This window comes from Mucilaginibacter limnophilus, assembly GCF_004005815.1.
GTDB classification, from domain to species: Bacteria; Bacteroidota; Bacteroidia; order Sphingobacteriales; family Sphingobacteriaceae; genus Mucilaginibacter; species Mucilaginibacter limnophilus.
The window spans coordinates 285,791-301,991 of record NZ_SACK01000005.1 but is presented as its reverse complement, the minus strand read 5'-3'; the positions used below and the strand labels follow the sequence as shown (position 1 = coordinate 301,991).

Annotated in this window: 13 protein-coding genes and 1 rRNA gene; 8 read left to right on the top strand and 6 right to left on the bottom strand. The window is 43.3% G+C overall.

The features are described from left to right. Both rrf and EOD41_RS13450 read left to right on the top strand, forming a co-directional pair. Positions 1-101, top strand: a 5S ribosomal RNA gene (rrf, locus tag EOD41_RS13455); the annotation flags it as partial. A 136-nt stretch (positions 102-237) separates the two neighbouring features. Beyond that, on the top strand, positions 238-1,245 hold the full coding sequence (locus EOD41_RS13450; RefSeq protein WP_127705745.1) for an SDR family oxidoreductase: 1,008 nt from the start codon (positions 238-240) through the stop codon (positions 1,243-1,245). Positions 1,246-1,313: 68 nt separating this feature from the next. Here EOD41_RS13450 and EOD41_RS13445 read toward each other — a convergent pair whose 3' ends face one another. After that, a complete protein-coding gene (locus tag EOD41_RS13445) occupies positions 1,314-2,366 on the bottom strand; it encodes a zinc-dependent alcohol dehydrogenase (RefSeq protein WP_127705743.1) in 1,053 nt (350 codons plus the stop codon). 135 nt (positions 2,367-2,501) lie between these two features. Here EOD41_RS13445 and EOD41_RS13440 point away from each other — a divergent pair, with 135 nt between their 5' ends. Together EOD41_RS13440 and EOD41_RS13435 are read left to right on the top strand one after the other, a co-directional pair. After that, the gene (locus tag EOD41_RS13440) at positions 2,502-3,083 is read left to right on the top strand and encodes a C40 family peptidase (RefSeq protein ID WP_127705741.1); all 582 of its coding nucleotides are present in this window, start codon (positions 2,502-2,504) and stop codon (positions 3,081-3,083) included. A gap of 471 nt (positions 3,084-3,554) precedes the next feature. Continuing rightward, positions 3,555-6,056 carry an NACHT domain-containing protein gene (locus EOD41_RS13435; protein ID WP_127705739.1) on the top strand — a complete coding sequence of 834 codons (2,502 nt, stop codon included), beginning with the start codon at positions 3,555-3,557 and terminating at the stop codon, positions 6,054-6,056. Between the two features lie 307 nt (positions 6,057-6,363). Here the strand turns inward: EOD41_RS13435 and EOD41_RS13430 are convergent, their stop codons facing one another. Then, positions 6,364-7,440, bottom strand: coding sequence for an AAA family ATPase (locus tag EOD41_RS13430; protein ID WP_127705737.1), 1,077 nt, complete (start codon positions 7,438-7,440; stop codon positions 6,364-6,366). A gap of 184 nt (positions 7,441-7,624) precedes the next feature. Next, positions 7,625-8,725, bottom strand: a complete 1,101-nt coding sequence (locus EOD41_RS13425) for a hypothetical protein (protein ID WP_127705735.1) — start codon at positions 8,723-8,725, stop codon at positions 7,625-7,627. Between the two features lie 169 nt (positions 8,726-8,894). Here EOD41_RS13425 and EOD41_RS13420 point away from each other — a divergent pair, with 169 nt between their 5' ends. Both EOD41_RS13420 and EOD41_RS13415 read left to right on the top strand, forming a co-directional pair. Further along, entirely contained in the window at positions 8,895-9,092 is a 198-nt protein-coding gene (locus tag EOD41_RS13420) for a hypothetical protein (RefSeq protein ID WP_127705733.1), read from the top strand. Positions 9,093-9,144: 52 nt separating this feature from the next. Next, positions 9,145-9,342, top strand: a complete 198-nt coding sequence (locus tag EOD41_RS13415; protein WP_127705731.1) for a YqaE/Pmp3 family membrane protein — start codon at positions 9,145-9,147, stop codon at positions 9,340-9,342. 21 nt (positions 9,343-9,363) lie between these two features. Here EOD41_RS13415 and EOD41_RS13410 read toward each other — a convergent pair whose 3' ends face one another. Then, positions 9,364-11,352, bottom strand: coding sequence for a sialate O-acetylesterase (locus EOD41_RS13410; RefSeq protein WP_127705729.1), 1,989 nt, complete (start codon positions 11,350-11,352; stop codon positions 9,364-9,366). A gap of 361 nt (positions 11,353-11,713) precedes the next feature. Between EOD41_RS13410 and EOD41_RS13405 the strand changes: the two genes are divergently transcribed. After that, the gene (locus EOD41_RS13405; protein ID WP_127705727.1) at positions 11,714-12,340 is read left to right on the top strand and encodes a hypothetical protein; all 627 of its coding nucleotides are present in this window, start codon (positions 11,714-11,716) and stop codon (positions 12,338-12,340) included. 132 nt (positions 12,341-12,472) lie between these two features. After that, entirely contained in the window at positions 12,473-14,437 is a 1,965-nt protein-coding gene (locus EOD41_RS13400; RefSeq protein ID WP_127705725.1) for a tetratricopeptide repeat-containing sensor histidine kinase, read from the top strand. Here the strand turns inward: EOD41_RS13400 and EOD41_RS13395 are convergent. Continuing rightward, positions 14,394-14,852, bottom strand: a complete 459-nt coding sequence (locus EOD41_RS13395; RefSeq protein ID WP_127705723.1) for a 3-oxoacyl-ACP synthase — start codon at positions 14,850-14,852, stop codon at positions 14,394-14,396. The two genes, EOD41_RS13400 and EOD41_RS13395, sit on opposite strands and share 44 nt — an antisense overlap. A gap of 294 nt (positions 14,853-15,146) precedes the next feature. Further along, the gene (locus tag EOD41_RS13390) at positions 15,147-16,169 is read right to left on the bottom strand and encodes an aldo/keto reductase (protein ID WP_127705721.1); all 1,023 of its coding nucleotides are present in this window, start codon (positions 16,167-16,169) and stop codon (positions 15,147-15,149) included. Positions 16,170-16,201 lie beyond the last annotated feature (32 nt).

Below are 16,201 nucleotides of genomic sequence, written 5' to 3'. Positions count from 1 at the left end.
TATCGGCGGTGTCCACCTCTTCCCATTCCGAACAGAGAAGTTAAGCCCGCCAGAGCCGATGGTACTGCGGTAAAACGTGGGAGAGTAGGTCGGTGCCAACTTTTACAAAGCCCTCTTGAGTAATCAACGAGGGCTTTTTTGCGTTTATGAATGGGGGATGGTGCGGAAATTATTTTAACTTCCAATTAAAACCAATCACTCTGCTCATGGTTTCTTGTAGACATAAACTACACTACCATGAAAAACGATGATAAAATATCCCGTCGCCAAGTAATTGGCGGATTAGGCGCAGGCATCGCCGCCATGACGGTAGCACCTGTGCTTGGCGCCACAGGCGTATTACCATCAGCATATGATGGCCCGGCCGACCTTGAAGATCCTACCAAGAAATATCCTAAACCACCGTTCCAAAGCCAGTCGCAGCCGTGGCCGGGGTTGGCAAGCAAGATGAACCCGCGGCCTGACCATGGTGAAACAAGCTACAAAGGTTCGGGCAGGTTAAAGGGCCGTAAGGCGCTTATTACGGGCGGCGACTCAGGCATGGGGCGCGCTGCGGCTATCGCCTTCGCGCGCGAGGGTGCTGATGTTGCCATCAACTACTTTCCTACCGAAGAACCTGATGCACGAGAAGTAATTGAGCTGATAAAAGCCGAAGGCCGCAAGGCGGTAGCCATTCCCGGCGACCTGCGCGACGAATCTTTTTGCCAAAAACTGGTTGCCGAAGCCGTACGACAGTTAGGCGGGCTTGACATATTGGTAAACAACGCCGCACGTCAGCAAACCAAACCTTCTATACTGGATATCACTACCGAAGATTTCGACGCGACGATGAAGACCAACATTTACGCGCCTTTCTGGATAACCAAAGCGGCATTGCCGCACCTGAAACCCGGATCGGCGATTATTGGTACTACATCTGAACAGGCTATGGACCCATCACCCGAGCTTTATGACTATGCACAAACTAAAGCGGCTACAACAAACTATGTACGCTCGCTGGCTAAACAGCTTGCGCCGAAAGGCATCCGAGTGAACGGCGTAGCGCCAGGCCCCATTTGGACGCCACTACAGGTAAGCGGCGGCGCTACGCAGGAGAAGCTGCAAAAATTTGGCGGTGATACACCAATGGGCCGCCCCGGGCAGCCCGTTGAGCTGGCTTCGATATACGTTCAGCTTGCCGCCAGCGATGCCAGCTACGCAACCGGACAGATTTACGGCGCTATGGGCGGCGGCGGTCAGCCATAATAAATATATATCATAAACAGCAAAGCCCCGATACCGGGGCTTTGCTGTTTTTATATGGAAACGTGAATTTATACAGTCAGCGCGACAAAAACTGCCCCGGTTTCTTCCTTGTTCTGGGCGGTTTCAAAGGCTTTGTTAATGTCGTCGAGAGAGAAGCTGTGGGTGATTAGCTTTTTGGCGTTCAGCTTGCCGTTGGCCACCAGGTCGAGGCACATTTGCATTTCGGGGTATATGCCCCAATACGAATAGCTGGCGCTTGGTATCAGCTTTATCTCGCTCATTTGTATGCGCTGCCATTCCAGCGGAATAGAAATCTCCCCCTTATCAAAGCCGCCTACAATAATCACCTTACCGCCCCGCCGGCAAAAGGTTGTAGCCTGCGGAAGCGTTTCGGGCATTGAAGGGCCGCCTGCGCATTCAAACACGATATCGGCGCCGCGGTTATTGGTGAATTCCATTACTCGCTTCAACGCGTCTTCATTTTTAATGTTTACCACTTCATCGGCGCCCAGCTCTTTGGCTATTCTCAGCGAGTTATCAACCGTATCGGTAATCAGCACGTCGGCGCCCGAAATTTTTGCCAGCTGCAGCTGACCCAGCCCTATCGGCCCGGCGCCAATTACAACCACCTTATCATTTAATTTGATACCACTTAATTGTATGGCGTGCATACATACCGAAAATGTATCCAACACGGTTGCTTCTTCAAAACTTACATGATCGGGCAGTTTGTAGAACTTTTTCGACGGACCGGCCAGGTAGGCGGCAAACGCCTGCGACACCGTTTTCATACGCACGGGGTACAGGTTGGGGCACAGGTTATACTGTTGTACGTTGCACCAGTCGCAGGTATCGTCGCCAAGCACGGTTTCAATTACCACACGGTCGCCGGGCTTAACGTTGGTAACGGCCTCGCCAACTTCCACCACTTCGCCGGCCAGTTCATGCCCCATTATTTTGTGTACAAGCTCGGGCTCGTCCTTTTTCCAGTGGCGCAAGTCGGTACCGCAAATGCCCGATACCCGCACACGCGCCAGCACCCAGTCGGGCTTTTCAACCTTTGGGGCTTCTACGTCCTGAATCTCAAATTCGCCATTCTCAGTTTTTAGTGCAGCTTTCATATAGGTTTGGTTATTACTTAAAGTATTTACTTATTAATTAAGTAAAAGCCGCTTTATTTGTTTTTGTAAAATTAAAGTAGTGTAATGCCTGGTTGTTTATTATGCTGATACACTGATTTTTCCGTATCATTATGCATGCAATTTCGTGCCGCTTACTGCTTGCTTGTATTGTTCTTCCTGTCGTGCGGCGGCGGTACTAACATGACAGTTAAACAACCGCCGGTAACTGCCGACACCACCGCAAAGCCCGGAGAGCCGCTGCCTTTCCCGTACAACACGCCCGAAGCTACCCGCGTTAACACCGGCCAAACCACGCCGGCACAGCTTATAACCTACGCGCAAACGCTGCAGGGCATACCTTATAAATACGGCTCCATCAACCCTAATGAGGGTTTCGACTGCTCGGGCTTTATCACCTATGTGTTCAACCATTTCGGCATAGCGGTGCCCCGCACATCTGAAGATTTTACTAATGTGCACCACGAAATACCATTGCGCAACGCCAAACCCGGCGACCTGATCCTGTTCACCGGTACCGATAGCACCATACGCACCGTTGGCCACATGGGCATTATCGTAACAGCGCCCGGGCAACCAACACAGTTCATCCACTCCACCTCGGGCAAAAACGACGGTGTAACCATAACGCCGCTCAACGCTTATTATATGGGCAGGTATGTAAAAACAGTGCGTGTATTTCCGCAGAACGAGCGGTAAGGTTGCGCGGCGGTAATTAGTTGCAGGGGCAGTTGCAGTAGCAGATTATGGTTTGTAATCCAGTATACAGGCAGAAGAATAAAAAGCAATTATAAATGAGCAGTTTCTTGTATGCGATTTTGCGGGCAAATCCGGTATCCGAAGGTTATTCTTTTCGAATGGCGGTTCAATGGTGGCAAATTATAGCCATTATTGCTGTAGTTGTTTTGCTGATTTATTTAATAAGAAGATGGCGCAGATCAAAGATGAGTTAGTGATTAAACCACTCATAATTAATCAATGACTATTGACTAATCACTAATGACCCTTTTGGGCGTTACCCTCCGGGTCAGGCTTTTCGTTTATACGCCCTCAGGCCTTAGGCGCGAAGCTGGTATCCACTGCAATCCTTAACGCGGAATAATTGTACTTGAGTAATGCAATTTCAATGCAATTGTTTAACTTTATTGATAACCTTAATCACAACCTAAAATGAGCAAAGAAACTACTGTTAAAGCTAAACTGAAAGTTATAAAAGAGAGTAAGAATGAACCTCTTTTGTTTCCTTATCTACAACAACTTTTTATTAAAATGGGTTATTCTGATGTTCAAATAACCCATGGAAGCAATGAGTATGGTAAAGACTTAGTCTTCAAAGATTACGATCCACGTAAAAAAATTGAGCGGCTTACGGCGGTAATTGTTAAAAACAAAGATTCAGGACAGCAAGATTTTGAAGAAGATGGAGAGATTTTACGTCAAATTAGATTATGTTTTAAGCATCCTCATATAAATGAAAAAGGTAAAGAGGAGAATATATCCGAAGTTTTAGTTGTAATTAATGGAGTAGTTTCTCCACAAGCTAAATCAGTATTGCATCATACCATCGAAGATTTTTTATTATCAAATGTTGAAATTTGGAATTATCAAAGATTAAACAGCGAAATTGAAAGCTTGATAAAAGAAGAGTTTTTAAGTGATTACGAAATTGCATTTAACAATTTTAGAAACGGTCAAATAAAGCATTTATCTAAAGTTGATAATACTAAAGAATTATTCCATGGCTTGTCCATTAATGATATCAACGATATATACGTTAGCGTAAAGACCTCTTATCAGAAATTTAAAGAGAAAAAAGAAACATATATAAAATATGATGGTGATCAAAAAGATGTTAAAAGAAATGAAGAACTCGATGATTCACTTGCGATAATCAGAGAACACAAAGACTTTTTTATATACGGATTACCCACTTCAGGGAAAACATTGCTTCTTAAACGAATAGGGATAAATGCTTTAAATGAAAACTTAGAAAAACCTATTGCTGTCTTTTCATGGGAATTTTCAAATATCAATGTTAACGAAAACTTATATGAAGCATTAAAGGCTCAATATAGCAATTTAGCTAATGAGGAAATTGATTTCAGTAAGTACTCAAAGATTATGCTTTTGTTTGACGGCTTGGATGAAATAAAAGATACTACTAATAGAATAATAGTATTAATAAATATTCTCACGTTAAAACTTAGGCTGCAAAGAGAAAATGACGAACTGAAAAAAGATAAAAAAGAAAAGTTAAATGACCTTCAAGCATCGAGTGCCTTATTAGCTTTAAATATAAATAATTTAAGGCTTTTAAATGAAATCATTGAATTAGATTCGTTTACAAAAAAACTTCCTGTACAAATAATAATTACTTCAAGAGATCAAAGTCTAATCCAAGAGTTTGGAATACTCAAGAGTTTTGAAAAGATTGAATTGCTACCTTTTGATATTGGCCAAGCATTTAAACTTGTAAAAAAGTTAATTCCAAACAATACCGGGAAATCAAACTATTTCATTAAAGCACTAAAAGATGGGTTACTTACTAATAAATTAGTTAGAACTCCCTTGGCTTTAACATTAATGGCTATTTTGTATAAAGAAGATCAAATTGACTTATCAGAACTTCCTGCCAATATCACAGAGCTCTATAATAAATTTACTGATTACTACTTGGAAAGATGGGATTCCAGCAAAGGATTGAGTTCTCAGTATAAATATGAAGAAGCCAAACAAATAATGGCAATTATAGCATCACATTTGCATTGTAACGGGATCAAATCCATTTCAGAAAAGGATTTGAAAATTTTTCTGCAAAAAGTAAAGTCAGAATATGATTTTAAAGATTTAAGCGATGTGCAACAATTTATTGATTCTTTAAAAGACAGACAGGGTCTTATCCAATTTGATGAACAACTAAACGAATTTTATTTTTACCATTTAACCTTTCAAGAATATTTCACGAGTGTAGCTTTTGATGATTCAAACGAGAAATTATTAAAAGATAGTTTTTTCACTGATTGGTGGGAAAATACAATGGTATTCTATTGCGGAAAACAACCCAAAAGAGATGTGTTTATTAAAGAACTCTATAATAATAATATTCCTAATGATCATGTACAGGCTTATAAATACTTTACTTTGATTTCAAGATGTCTTCAAGCAAATCACCTTATATCAAGACAACTTAAGCAAAAGATAATTGAAAAGGTGTTGTATAACTTTGATTTATTTTATAAAAAGTTATTAGAAAAAGATTCTCAGCAGGAAGCTGGAATTACATACTATTTGACAACTATTGACTTTACAATACAAATACGAGAGATATTTACAAATAACTTAAATACTAAACATCTAAATATTGAAGATTTAAGTGAAATATATTTCAAAATCAAAGATGATCCATCATATAGCGATATGACCAAATATTGTTTAGCTTATTTATTGTCAAGTAGAATGAAAGATCCCATGTACTTAGTTGACTTCCAGTCAGACGAAAGCTTAAACGTAAGGTGGTCAAGGATTGTGTTTGTAGATCTGAAAGTTCATAAATTGGATAAAGAATTGGAAACTAAGGTTTTAGCTAAGCTTCAAAAAAGGCAAGGAAAGAATAAAGATTACATAAAAAAACAATTAAAAGATAGCGCAATTAAGCACTTAAAAACAAGTTGAGAATACATATGCGTTAAGGATTGCAGTGGATACCGGCCTGCGCATAAGGCCTGAGGGCGTATGAACGGAAAGCCTGACCCGGAGGGGAACGCCCAATTAGTCATTAGTCAAAGGTCATTAGTCATTGGTTTGCTGCTTTATTGTAACAGCATTTATCGCCGTCAAAGCGAGGTTAATCAGAATACATGAAATTCTTTCCATAATCTACAATCTTCAACTGCTTAACTGTTGAACTACCGTTAAGTAAAGAATGGCCGGTACTTAAATCACCGACTAACAATTTGCAAATACCATCAGAAACCAACGGCTAGTCGTCCACCGCTTTCTGCCGTTTCAGTACCCTGAATACCGTAGTATGGTGAATGTTGAGTTCGCGGGCTATTTCGCGCAGCGATTTTCCTTCGGTATGCAGTGTTTGCACTTCGGTTTGCAGCTGCCCGGTTGGTAAAATAGCGTAGGGCATCAGGTGTTCGGCTTCGGTGGCGTAATTTTCAAATTTATATTGCAAAAAGCCGTTTTCATAAGCAATGCTCATTACGCAAATGTTGTCGTCGCCATATACAATGCTGTTGCTGCGCTGCTTTATCTGCTTCAGGTAGCGCAGGTTGGGCGCGGCGTAACTTTGACCGATGGCGAAAGCGCTGTCGGCAAAGTTGATAAGCATTTTGCTGCCCTGCAGGTCGTTTACCGTTAGGGGATGCCGCGGGTTGCGCTTAGGCGTGTGGGCCAGCACCAGTACCGACAGGTTGTGCAGGCTTTTCAGCTCTTTAAGGGTTTTCATCAGTTCGAGCGCGCTGCTGGCATACTGCGTGCCGGTGCTGATGTACGTAATATTATCGATGATAAGCACCTGGGGTTGCGTTTCTTTGATAGCCTCTTTCAGTGAAAACTTAACAAACTCGTTGTAGTTTTTGTGCTTTATCGCGTCGGGAAGCGCAATGTGGTTGAGTTCGGCGCGGAAAAAGTTCTCTGAAAAAATATGGCTTCCCCAATGCGGGCTGAGGTATCGGCTTTCGAACTGTTTAGCACTTTGTTCAAAGTCAACGTACAATACCCGGGTGCAGGTAGGGGCGCTGTTTTGAAACGGGCCGATGCCGTATTCGCCGGTTATGCTGTCGGCAATTTGTACGGCTAAAATGCTTTTACCGGCATTGGTGTCGGCAAACATAATGCACAGTTCGTCCTGCTGAAAAAATTTATCGAAGAGGGCTTTGGGCTGAGGTTTGCCGTATTCCTGCTGCATCCAGTAGTTGGCGGGTTTAACGTTAAGCAGCGTCGGCGCGCTTTGGAAGGTACGGTTAAGCTTGGCGGCTTCTTCCCTGCGTTTATTTATTTCGGCCGCTTCGGCATAGATCATCTGGATCTCAAAAGGTTTTTCGAACATAGTAAAATGGGATTTGTAGAAAGAAGAGACCCAAATTTACGAAGCCCTGTTTATTAAAGTGGTGCCACTGTTTTGACAGTGTTGCAGGGTGTTGCAGGTGTTGCATGTGTTGATAGGTGTTGCAGGTGTTGCAGGTGTTGCATGTGTTGATTTGTATATATACTGTTGCATCAACACCTGCACGTTAACGGCTGAGCCCGGTGTCGGCGCCTTCGCCCAGCAGCTTGTCGATGCGGCGATTCCATTCGGCCTGCGCGGAATGGTTGCGTCCGTGGGCGGTCTCGCTGTCGTAGGCGGTTTGCATGGCGTGCATGTCGCGGTACGAGTCGAGGTACTGCATACCGATGAAAGCTTCCCAGGTGTCGGGGGTTAGTCCGGCGTTCAGCACCTTTTGCTGAAACTGCCGCGCGATGATGCGTGTAATGTCGAAGTGGCGCTGCTCGTGGTTGAGGGCGTAGCTGGTTTGTCCGCCGCCGCTTACCCACGATGCGCTCTTGGCCAGGTAAACCTTCATGGAAAGTTTCACCCTTATGGCGCCGTTCACCACCTCGTGCTGCTCGTCGTACCCAAAGGCCGGGATCACCATGGCCGCGTACGGCCCCGAGGGTGGCGTAGTGGCCCGGAAGTCATCCCACACAAGCGGGCGTTTGGGCGAGTAGTACACGGTGTCGTTCTCGTTGGGTTCGGCGTAGTCGGTAAACTTAAAGGTTACCTTCTGCGCCAGCTTGATGTTGGTGCCGGTGTTGGCCTTCATCCAGTTGTTAAAGTAGGTGATGCCATTTTTGAGACAGTCGCGCAGCTGCGTGGCGGCAAGGGCGCTGTTGCTAACCGGCCTGATGTAGTGCAGCCCGCCGCGGTAGTCGACAAGACGCTCAAAGCCGTAATCCTTCTGCAGCCCGAACGACAGCACAAGCTTCACCTGCCCATCAACACGGTTTCCGGGAAGGGATGTCTCGGTAAGCTTAAATTCCTTTATGCTGACGATGACCGGCCGTTGGGAGGCGTCTTTATCGAGGTTGCGGGAGATGTATCCTCTCACAGCCGATAGCGTCCCGCCTTGCAAGTCGGCCGACTGCACGGCTGTTTTCTTATCAGCAGATAATGTCACTACCTGCGCCACGGGGCTTTTGGCCGGGCGGTCGTCGGTAACGGCGGCAATGTAATAGCCATGCGGTTTAAACGGCAATGGCTCGTCCGGCAGGACAATGAAATTGTCTGCTTTAAAAGCTGCCAGGCCGGTAATAAAAAATAGTATGGAAATGTAGTAGATAACCCGCTTCTTCATGCTCACATACCCTAAACGTTTGTAGTTGATTGATAGTATGTTGAGTAGTTGTCAGATTGCTTTTTGGTGACACAGATTGAACTGAACAAAATAAACAGCACAATATCGGCTTTCAGGTTTTATTTATGTAACACCTAAAGAAGATCTGAGAGAAGAAAACATCTGTGTTATGGACAAGTTTCAATTTATTGGTATCGGGCTGGCTATTTTAACCGGCATATTTGGCGTATCAAAATTATATCACTTGCGGTTCAGTCCGGGAGGCAGCAAACTGTCTGAAGCTGAATCAGACTGCTTGATAATAGGCATAGCTAATTTGCTTTTCAGTTTGATAGCAATTAGCTGTATATTTTTAAAATGGTGGTAGGGCGTAACAATTGATTGTGTTTTTTATCATATTATAAACAAACACCAATACAATGCGCTACTTTCTTTGCATCATATTACCGCCGCTGGCCGTTTTTACAACCGGCCGTATAGGCGCCTTTATATTAAGCATCATCCTTACCCTGTTCTTCTGGATACCGGGTGTGATACATGCTATACTTGTTACCAACGACTATTACGCCGCCAAAAGGCACAGGCAACTGGTAAGGGTAATGCGGCACAGCAGGTAAGCTACTGCGCCGCATACTTAATTATTCTTTACCGAAAGTTACACCTTGCCAATCGTCGGTACGAAATGGCGATGCAGGCAGTGCAGCTTCATTATATAAATTACAATCAGGATTGTTTGCCCAGCCGTATCTTACAGCAACAGGTTGCGATACCTGATTGCTTGACACGATTACTTTATTACCTTCTATTTTAGCGTCTGCCCAATAGAATTTTTTATCAGCATCTGCTACGGTGAAGCCTGTTAGCTTGCCGCCTTTTACGTTAAGACCATCAGCATTGCTGAAGGCTATCTCAACAGTGTTTCCCTTTATTTTGAAAGATTGATATACCGGACCGGAGTATTCAACCTTTTCATCGTAGGTTTTAGCGCGGGCTATTAGTGCCAGCCTGTGCCCAACGTCCTGCTTGTTAGCCGGGTGAATGTTGCCTCCGTCGCCAATGTCAATGGTAACGGCCATGCCGGTATTGGGTAGCGAAAGCGTTTTTGACTGTGCTTCGCGAAGTTCGGCCCAAGTTGATTCGGCCGGTTGTTTATCCTTCGGCATAAAGTTGGCCAGTTGCACATAGTAGAACGGGAAATTGCCTTGCTTCCACTTTTCGCGCCAGTCGGTTATTAGCAGCGGGAACAAGGTACGATATTGGTATGCCCTGTCGGCGTTGCTTTCGCCCTGGTACCATATCGCACCTTTAATGGTATAGTTGATTAGTGGATTCACCATCGCGTTGTACAACAATGTTGGGCGGTTAGGCCCATCAGGCTTATAAGGCATTGGCGGAAGCTGATTAAGCGTATTTATTACCCGGTAGCTCCAGCCTCCTTTCAGGCTAATCGGTTCAACATTTTCATTAGCGGGAGCAATTGTAAGTGGGCCATCGCCAAGTCCGCCGAAACCGCCGTTATCAACCACACGTATGGCAATGGTGTTTTCACCTGCCTTTACCAGCTTGCCGGGGATTGTATAGCTGCGCTTGATCAGGAAAAGTTCGGTATGGCCAACTTCGGTACCGTTAAACCAGGTAACGTCGGCATCGTCAACTGGGCCAAGGTTTAGCACCAGGTCTTTACCAGCCCAGGCTGCAGGTATGTTGATTTTTTTGCGGTAAGCTACAACGCCATCAAACGTGTTTAAACCCTTTACAGCTTCCCAATAACCCGGTAAGGCCATTGTTTTCCAATCAGCATCGTTAAAATCAGTACTTATCCAAGGCAAAGTGCCGTTAGTGTACAGAGAATCCTTTCCACTTAATTTATTTATCCAGCTGCGCAAATCCTTATTATATTGCTCATTCAGTTTTTCCTGCGTAAGTCCTTGTTCCATCGCTTGTACAGATGGGGCAAAGGCAGGCATTTTTTTTAATGATTGACCGCTTGTCCAGGCTTCAGCTACTGTACCACCCCAAGTAGTGTTAATCAGGCCGATAGGAATATGGTATTGTTTGTACAGGTCGCGTGCAAAAAAATATGCTACGGCCGAAAACTGGCTTACAGTTTCAGGTGAACAAACGCGCCATTCGCCGCGTGTTTTTAGTTCGGTAAGGGGTTGCATGCTCATGGTATTTTCAACCTTCAGCATCCGTATCTGCGGATAATCGGCTGCAGCAACTTCTTCACGCAGGTTTAAAATGTCACCATACATACCTGTCGGCGTCATTTCCATGTTTGATTGCCCCGAACAAATCCACACTTCCCCTATAAGCACATTTTCAAGTGTGATTGCTTCACCATCGTTAAACGTAATATTGTGAGGACCGCCGTATTGCGGAGTGGCTACTTTAACTTTCCAGCTACCATCAGCGCCGGCAGTGGTACTGTAAGTTTTTTTATTCCATGAGGTGGTGATCTTTACAGTTTTTCCGGCATCAGCTTTTCCCCACAAGTTAACCTGTGCTTTTTGCTGCAGTACCATATTGTCTGTAAAGCATCCGGGTAAAACTACTTTAGCTAAAGCAGGGATAGTAAATGCTGAAAATTGCAATGCAAGAATAGTAGTGCGATAAAAGTGGTTCATCAATTAATTGGCTTGAGCCGTAAAAATATAGTTTTATTTTTTGCCAGTGATGGGTATTGCGGAATTATGGGGAAAAAATTCCAAAAATATATACAATCATTTCCCATTAGAAGCAGCGTTGTGTGAACAAAATGAACAGATATGATTTTATCGTACAACTTTATAGAATATTAATTGAATTAACCTTTGGTTTAATAAATTAATAATTTAATCATTGGTAAATTAATGTGAATTAAAGTTACATTATCTGTTGATTTTACGAAAATTAGTATAGTTTGCCGAACAGCGTCCTAAAATTTACTATACAGGTTGATTCGGTTTGGCATCGGGTAGTTGGAATTGCGTTTGTCATAATCTGAGTATGAAAAAAATAATACTTAGCGCTTTACTGATAACAGTTTTTGCAAGTTGCAAAAAGTTGAATGATGTTTTGCCTGCATCAGATATATCAAATCCACAAACAGGAGCTGTTATACCAACGGCAGAAGAGGGCAAATTGCTGGCATCGTTAAAAGTAACACCAGTAGTTGAAAATGCACAGCAGCAAATAGTGAAAGCAAGTGTAAGCGGCACAACGCTTAACTTAGCTTATGCTGAAAAAGTGCACTTGATTATTGATAAAGACCGCTACACAAAATCATGGTATATTGTGTTTGATGAGGACTTTAAGAACACGCAGCTGAACGGACTCGATTACAAAATGAAAATGCAGTGGGGAGATACCGTGCTTAACTGGAAGCCTTATAATTTACATCAGATTGATAAAACTGTTACCGATACCACTATTGGTGGTGTCAAGGTAGTAAACGTTAAGTTTGAGCGCACCTTTAACTTCTTTAAGCAATATGCCACTGCGCAGGAAGCTAACAACAAGCTCGAAGAAATAGCGGGTAAAAAAGAACAGGTTAAGTTTCTTACCCGTTATCAGCCTGACACTGATACAACACGTTTTTACGTCAACACAGCAAACCTGGTTTACACAAAATAGCTTCAATATATATAATACCTTCATAAGGCCGGTTGTAGTAACCGGCCTTTTTTGTGCTTTGTTAAGTTGCAGATAACATTATTATCATTATTTTCACCTGTCCGGTTTGACCCCCGGGCTATCGTCCTGCAAATGTTAAAAAGTATCCCCGCTAAAATATTGCTGGCAATATTGCTGCCCCTGATGTGTTTTGCGGATATTAAAACCGATAGCTTACTTAATCGCTTAAAGAAAATTACACCCCGCAAAGGCTCAGACACCGCCAGAGTGAACCTGATAAACCAAATAGCCGATGCCTACCGGTATACCAATGCTGATAGTTCTGTTGCCTTTGCAAAAAAAGCGATACAACTGGCCGGAAAATCCAAATATTTTAAAGGAGAAGCCAATGGCTTATATATGCTTGGTTCAACCTATTATGTGATGGGGAATTATTTCGCCTCATTAGAAGCTGCGTCACAATTAGCGACGATTAGTGACAGGGCTGGTTATAAGCTGGGTATTGCTAATGCTTATCACCTTCGGGGGTTGGTTTTTTTATCACAGGACGAGTTTGACGATGCCATTGTTGACTTCGAAAAATCACTAAAAGAAGCATTGCAGCTAAATAATAAACGAAAGCTGACCATGCTGTACTTCAATATCGGCATTTGTTACGATGAAATGAAAAAGCCCGAAAAAGCCTTTGAATATCTTAATAAAGGTATGCAGGTAAGCAAGGAAATTGGCGACGAACATATGGTGTCAATGACAAATAATCGGCTTGGAGAAGTTTTTTTCAAAATAGGCCAGTATAAAGAAGCTATACTTTTTCATCAAAAAGTACTTAAAGCCGAATATCAGGATAACTGGGAAAATGCTTTTGCTTATTCGGGGCTGGCGCAGGCACAATATGCTTTGAAACAGTATGAACAAGCAATTATTAATGCTCAAAAAAGCGTTGTGTTGGCACGTAAAACAAGTAGTTTGTGGGATGAGGTTCGGGCGCTTAAAATATTGGCAAAGGCACATGCTGCTAAGGGTAATTATAAGGCAGCATATGATAGCAATGTCTTAATGAACAAGCTTGACGATAGCCTGAACAATGAAAGTCGTCAGCAGAAAATAAATTATCTGCAGCTAAAACAGCAGCGCAGTGATAACCTGAGGTTGGTAAAGGATAACGAGGTGCACGAGCAGAAAAGTAAGTTTAACCGCCTGCTTATTGGCGGAATAGGCTTGCTGGCAGCATGCATCAGCATATTTGCCGTAGTAATTACGCGTAGTAATATGAATAAAACGTCTCTCAACAAAAAACTTGAGCGGCGCAATAAGGCCATAGCGCTGCAAAAGGATGAAATATATCATCAAAACGAAAGGCTTGATCAGCTTAATCAAACCAAAAACCAGTTGTTTTCAGTAATCAGTCATGATTTACGAGGGCCTTTTGCTTCGATGATACAAACTATAGAGTTTATACGCTCGGGTGATGTAGAGGATGATGAAAAGGAACTTATACTCGAAAGGTTTTATCAGCAGGTCGGCCATATTGCGGGGATGGTTAACAATCTGCTGCTTTGGGCAAACAGTCAGCTAACAGGTATAAAAAGTGAGGCGACCAAGATAGATGTTAAGACTCTGGTACAGGAAACTATAGCTGTTTCTGAATTTCTTGCAACAGATAAAAATATCAATTTAATACACGATAACGACGCTGTAACGCCTGCCTTTGCAGATCCTGATCACGTGCGGATCATTGTGCAGAATATTATCGGAAACGCCATTAAGTTCACCCCCAAAGGAGGAACCATAACTATAGATTATCCTTCAAATGAAAAATACTGCGTAATCCGCATTAAGGATACCGGTGTTGGTATAACACCTGAGAAAATGCATAAACTGTTTAAAATTGTAGGTAAGGGCATAAGCGGATACGGCACTAATAACGAGGTTGGCGCGGGCATAGGCTTGCTTCTTATTAAACAATTTGTTGACGTAAATAAGGGTGAGATTAAAATACACAGTGAACCGGGTGCAGGCACCGAAGTGCTTGTTTGCCTGCCTAAGTTTGAAGTCAATAAACAGCCTGAATCAAATAATTTCGCCCATTCAGCATAAAGCTGTCTCCCGCTTTTTTCCCTTTTAATTGTAAACCTACCGGAGATGCCAATGAAACTGCAAAATATGCTTCATTATTAATGCTAAGTGTTCCGGCGCTTATGGAGATGTAAAACTTTCCGTTGCTGGTAATTACTACACTTCCTGCGTCGGCTGCCTCTTTTGTTTGTGAAAGTGGGATATTGTTTAAAGCTACCTTTAACTTATTAGCCTCGTTTAGTTGGGCTTTGTTCCGATCGCTTTCTAATTGTGCCATGGCGCGGCCGGTTTCATATTTATCGCCGGCGCTGCTTTTGGTTTCTTCATTAGCGGCCTGCTGTGCGGCGTCAATAGCCTCCTGCGCGGCGGTTAGGCGGCTTTGTACATACTGCTGGCAGGCATTATAAAGCTGCTGCTTTAATTCATCAATATTCATGTTGGCAATAGTACAAAAAAATAAGAGCCCCCTTGCACTCGCTGCCCGGGGACTCTCAACCTAAACCTTATCACATATGTAAGAATTAAACTTACATAGCATTATAACGCACGTAGATGCGAAATAATATGCTAACGTAATCAAAACATTTTAATGCACTGCATTACAGCAAATTATTTTTAAAAATTCTACTGTGCTGAAAGTTTTTTAACGTTTTTTTTACTCAGTTTACCCTTATGTTAACAGCTTGTGTAAACAACTTTTTAGCTTACAACTGCTGTGTTTAAACTTGTATTAATTACGCTTTTCAACCCGATCATAAAACCCGCCAAATGAGTTAATGCGTACTGCCTCTTCTTTAAAAAAGTCGCCGGGAAAACCAAGCGGAATAACGCTTGTTTCATCAAGCCTGCGAAGATGTTCTTCATTTAATACCAAATCAACTGACTGCAGATTGTCTTCCAGCTGACTAAGTTTTGTAGCGCCTACAATTGGTATGGATGAAAAGCCCTGCTGACGCGTCCACTGGAGGGCAACGTGTCCTGGTGAAACGCCAAGTTCATCAGCAATGGCTACCACTTCTTTAGTGATGCGCATACTGTTATCGTTAAGGCGGTTGCTTTCCGGTTTTATGCGCCCTTTATCGCCGCGAAGGTACTTGCCGGTAAGCGCTCCGCCCGCCAGAGGCGCCCACGGCGTAACCGTCATACCAAAATGCTTAGCCATCGGTATGAGCTCACGCTCGGGTGTGCGCTGTAAAAGGCTGTATTCAACTTGTAAAGCAATAAACTGGCTCCAGCCCATCAGTTCGGCAAGGGTGTTGCCTTTGGCTACTACCCATGCAGGTGTGTCGCTTATTGCGGCATAGTTTACTTTACCCTGGCGTATCAAATCGTCGAGCCCGCGCAGTACTTCGTCAATAGGGGTGATATCATCCCAAATGTGCAGATACAGCACGTCAATAAAATCAGTTTGCAGGCGCTTAAGGCTTTCTTCAACACTGCGCATCATATTTTTGCGGTTATTACCCGATGCGTTAGGGTTTGTACGGTTGTCAAGCAGTGTGTATTTTGTAGCCAGTACGAAAAAGTCACGGTCGTCATTACTGATGTATTCGCCAATAATCTTCTCGCTGGTACCAAGCTTATAAATGTTGGCTGTGTCAATAAAATTGCCACCAGCATTAGCAAAGGCATCCATTATTTCAAAGCTTGTCCGTTTGTCGGCCCCCCAGTTGGCTTCGGTGCCAAAGCCCATGGTTCCCAAGCACAGTTCAGATACTTTCAGGCCCGACCGCCCTAATAGTTTATATTTCATAGTGTAGCATTTGTTAAGGTAAAACATATAAA

Coding starts and splice junctions, on each gene's coding strand:
- EOD41_RS13415 (WP_127705731.1), top strand. CDS start 9,145: ATGCGCTACTTTCTTTGCATCATATTACCGCCGCTGGCCGTTTTTACA.
- EOD41_RS13400 (WP_127705725.1), top strand. CDS start 12,473: ATGTTAAAAAGTATCCCCGCTAAAATATTGCTGGCAATATTGCTGCCC.
- EOD41_RS13440 (WP_127705741.1), top strand. CDS start 2,502: ATGCAATTTCGTGCCGCTTACTGCTTGCTTGTATTGTTCTTCCTGTCG.
- EOD41_RS13410 (WP_127705729.1), bottom strand. CDS start 11,352: ATGAACCACTTTTATCGCACTACTATTCTTGCATTGCAATTTTCAGCA.
- EOD41_RS13430 (WP_127705737.1), bottom strand. CDS start 7,440: ATGTTCGAAAAACCTTTTGAGATCCAGATGATCTATGCCGAAGCGGCC.
- EOD41_RS13445 (WP_127705743.1), bottom strand. CDS start 2,366: ATGAAAGCTGCACTAAAAACTGAGAATGGCGAATTTGAGATTCAGGAC.
- EOD41_RS13395 (WP_127705723.1), bottom strand. CDS start 14,852: ATGAATATTGATGAATTAAAGCAGCAGCTTTATAATGCCTGCCAGCAG.
- EOD41_RS13390 (WP_127705721.1), bottom strand. CDS start 16,169: ATGAAATATAAACTATTAGGGCGGTCGGGCCTGAAAGTATCTGAACTG.
- EOD41_RS13435 (WP_127705739.1), top strand. CDS start 3,555: ATGAGCAAAGAAACTACTGTTAAAGCTAAACTGAAAGTTATAAAAGAG.
- EOD41_RS13405 (WP_127705727.1), top strand. CDS start 11,714: ATGAAAAAAATAATACTTAGCGCTTTACTGATAACAGTTTTTGCAAGT.
- EOD41_RS13425 (WP_127705735.1), bottom strand. CDS start 8,725: ATGAAGAAGCGGGTTATCTACTACATTTCCATACTATTTTTTATTACC.
- EOD41_RS13450 (WP_127705745.1), top strand. CDS start 238: ATGAAAAACGATGATAAAATATCCCGTCGCCAAGTAATTGGCGGATTA.
- EOD41_RS13420 (WP_127705733.1), top strand. CDS start 8,895: ATGGACAAGTTTCAATTTATTGGTATCGGGCTGGCTATTTTAACCGGC.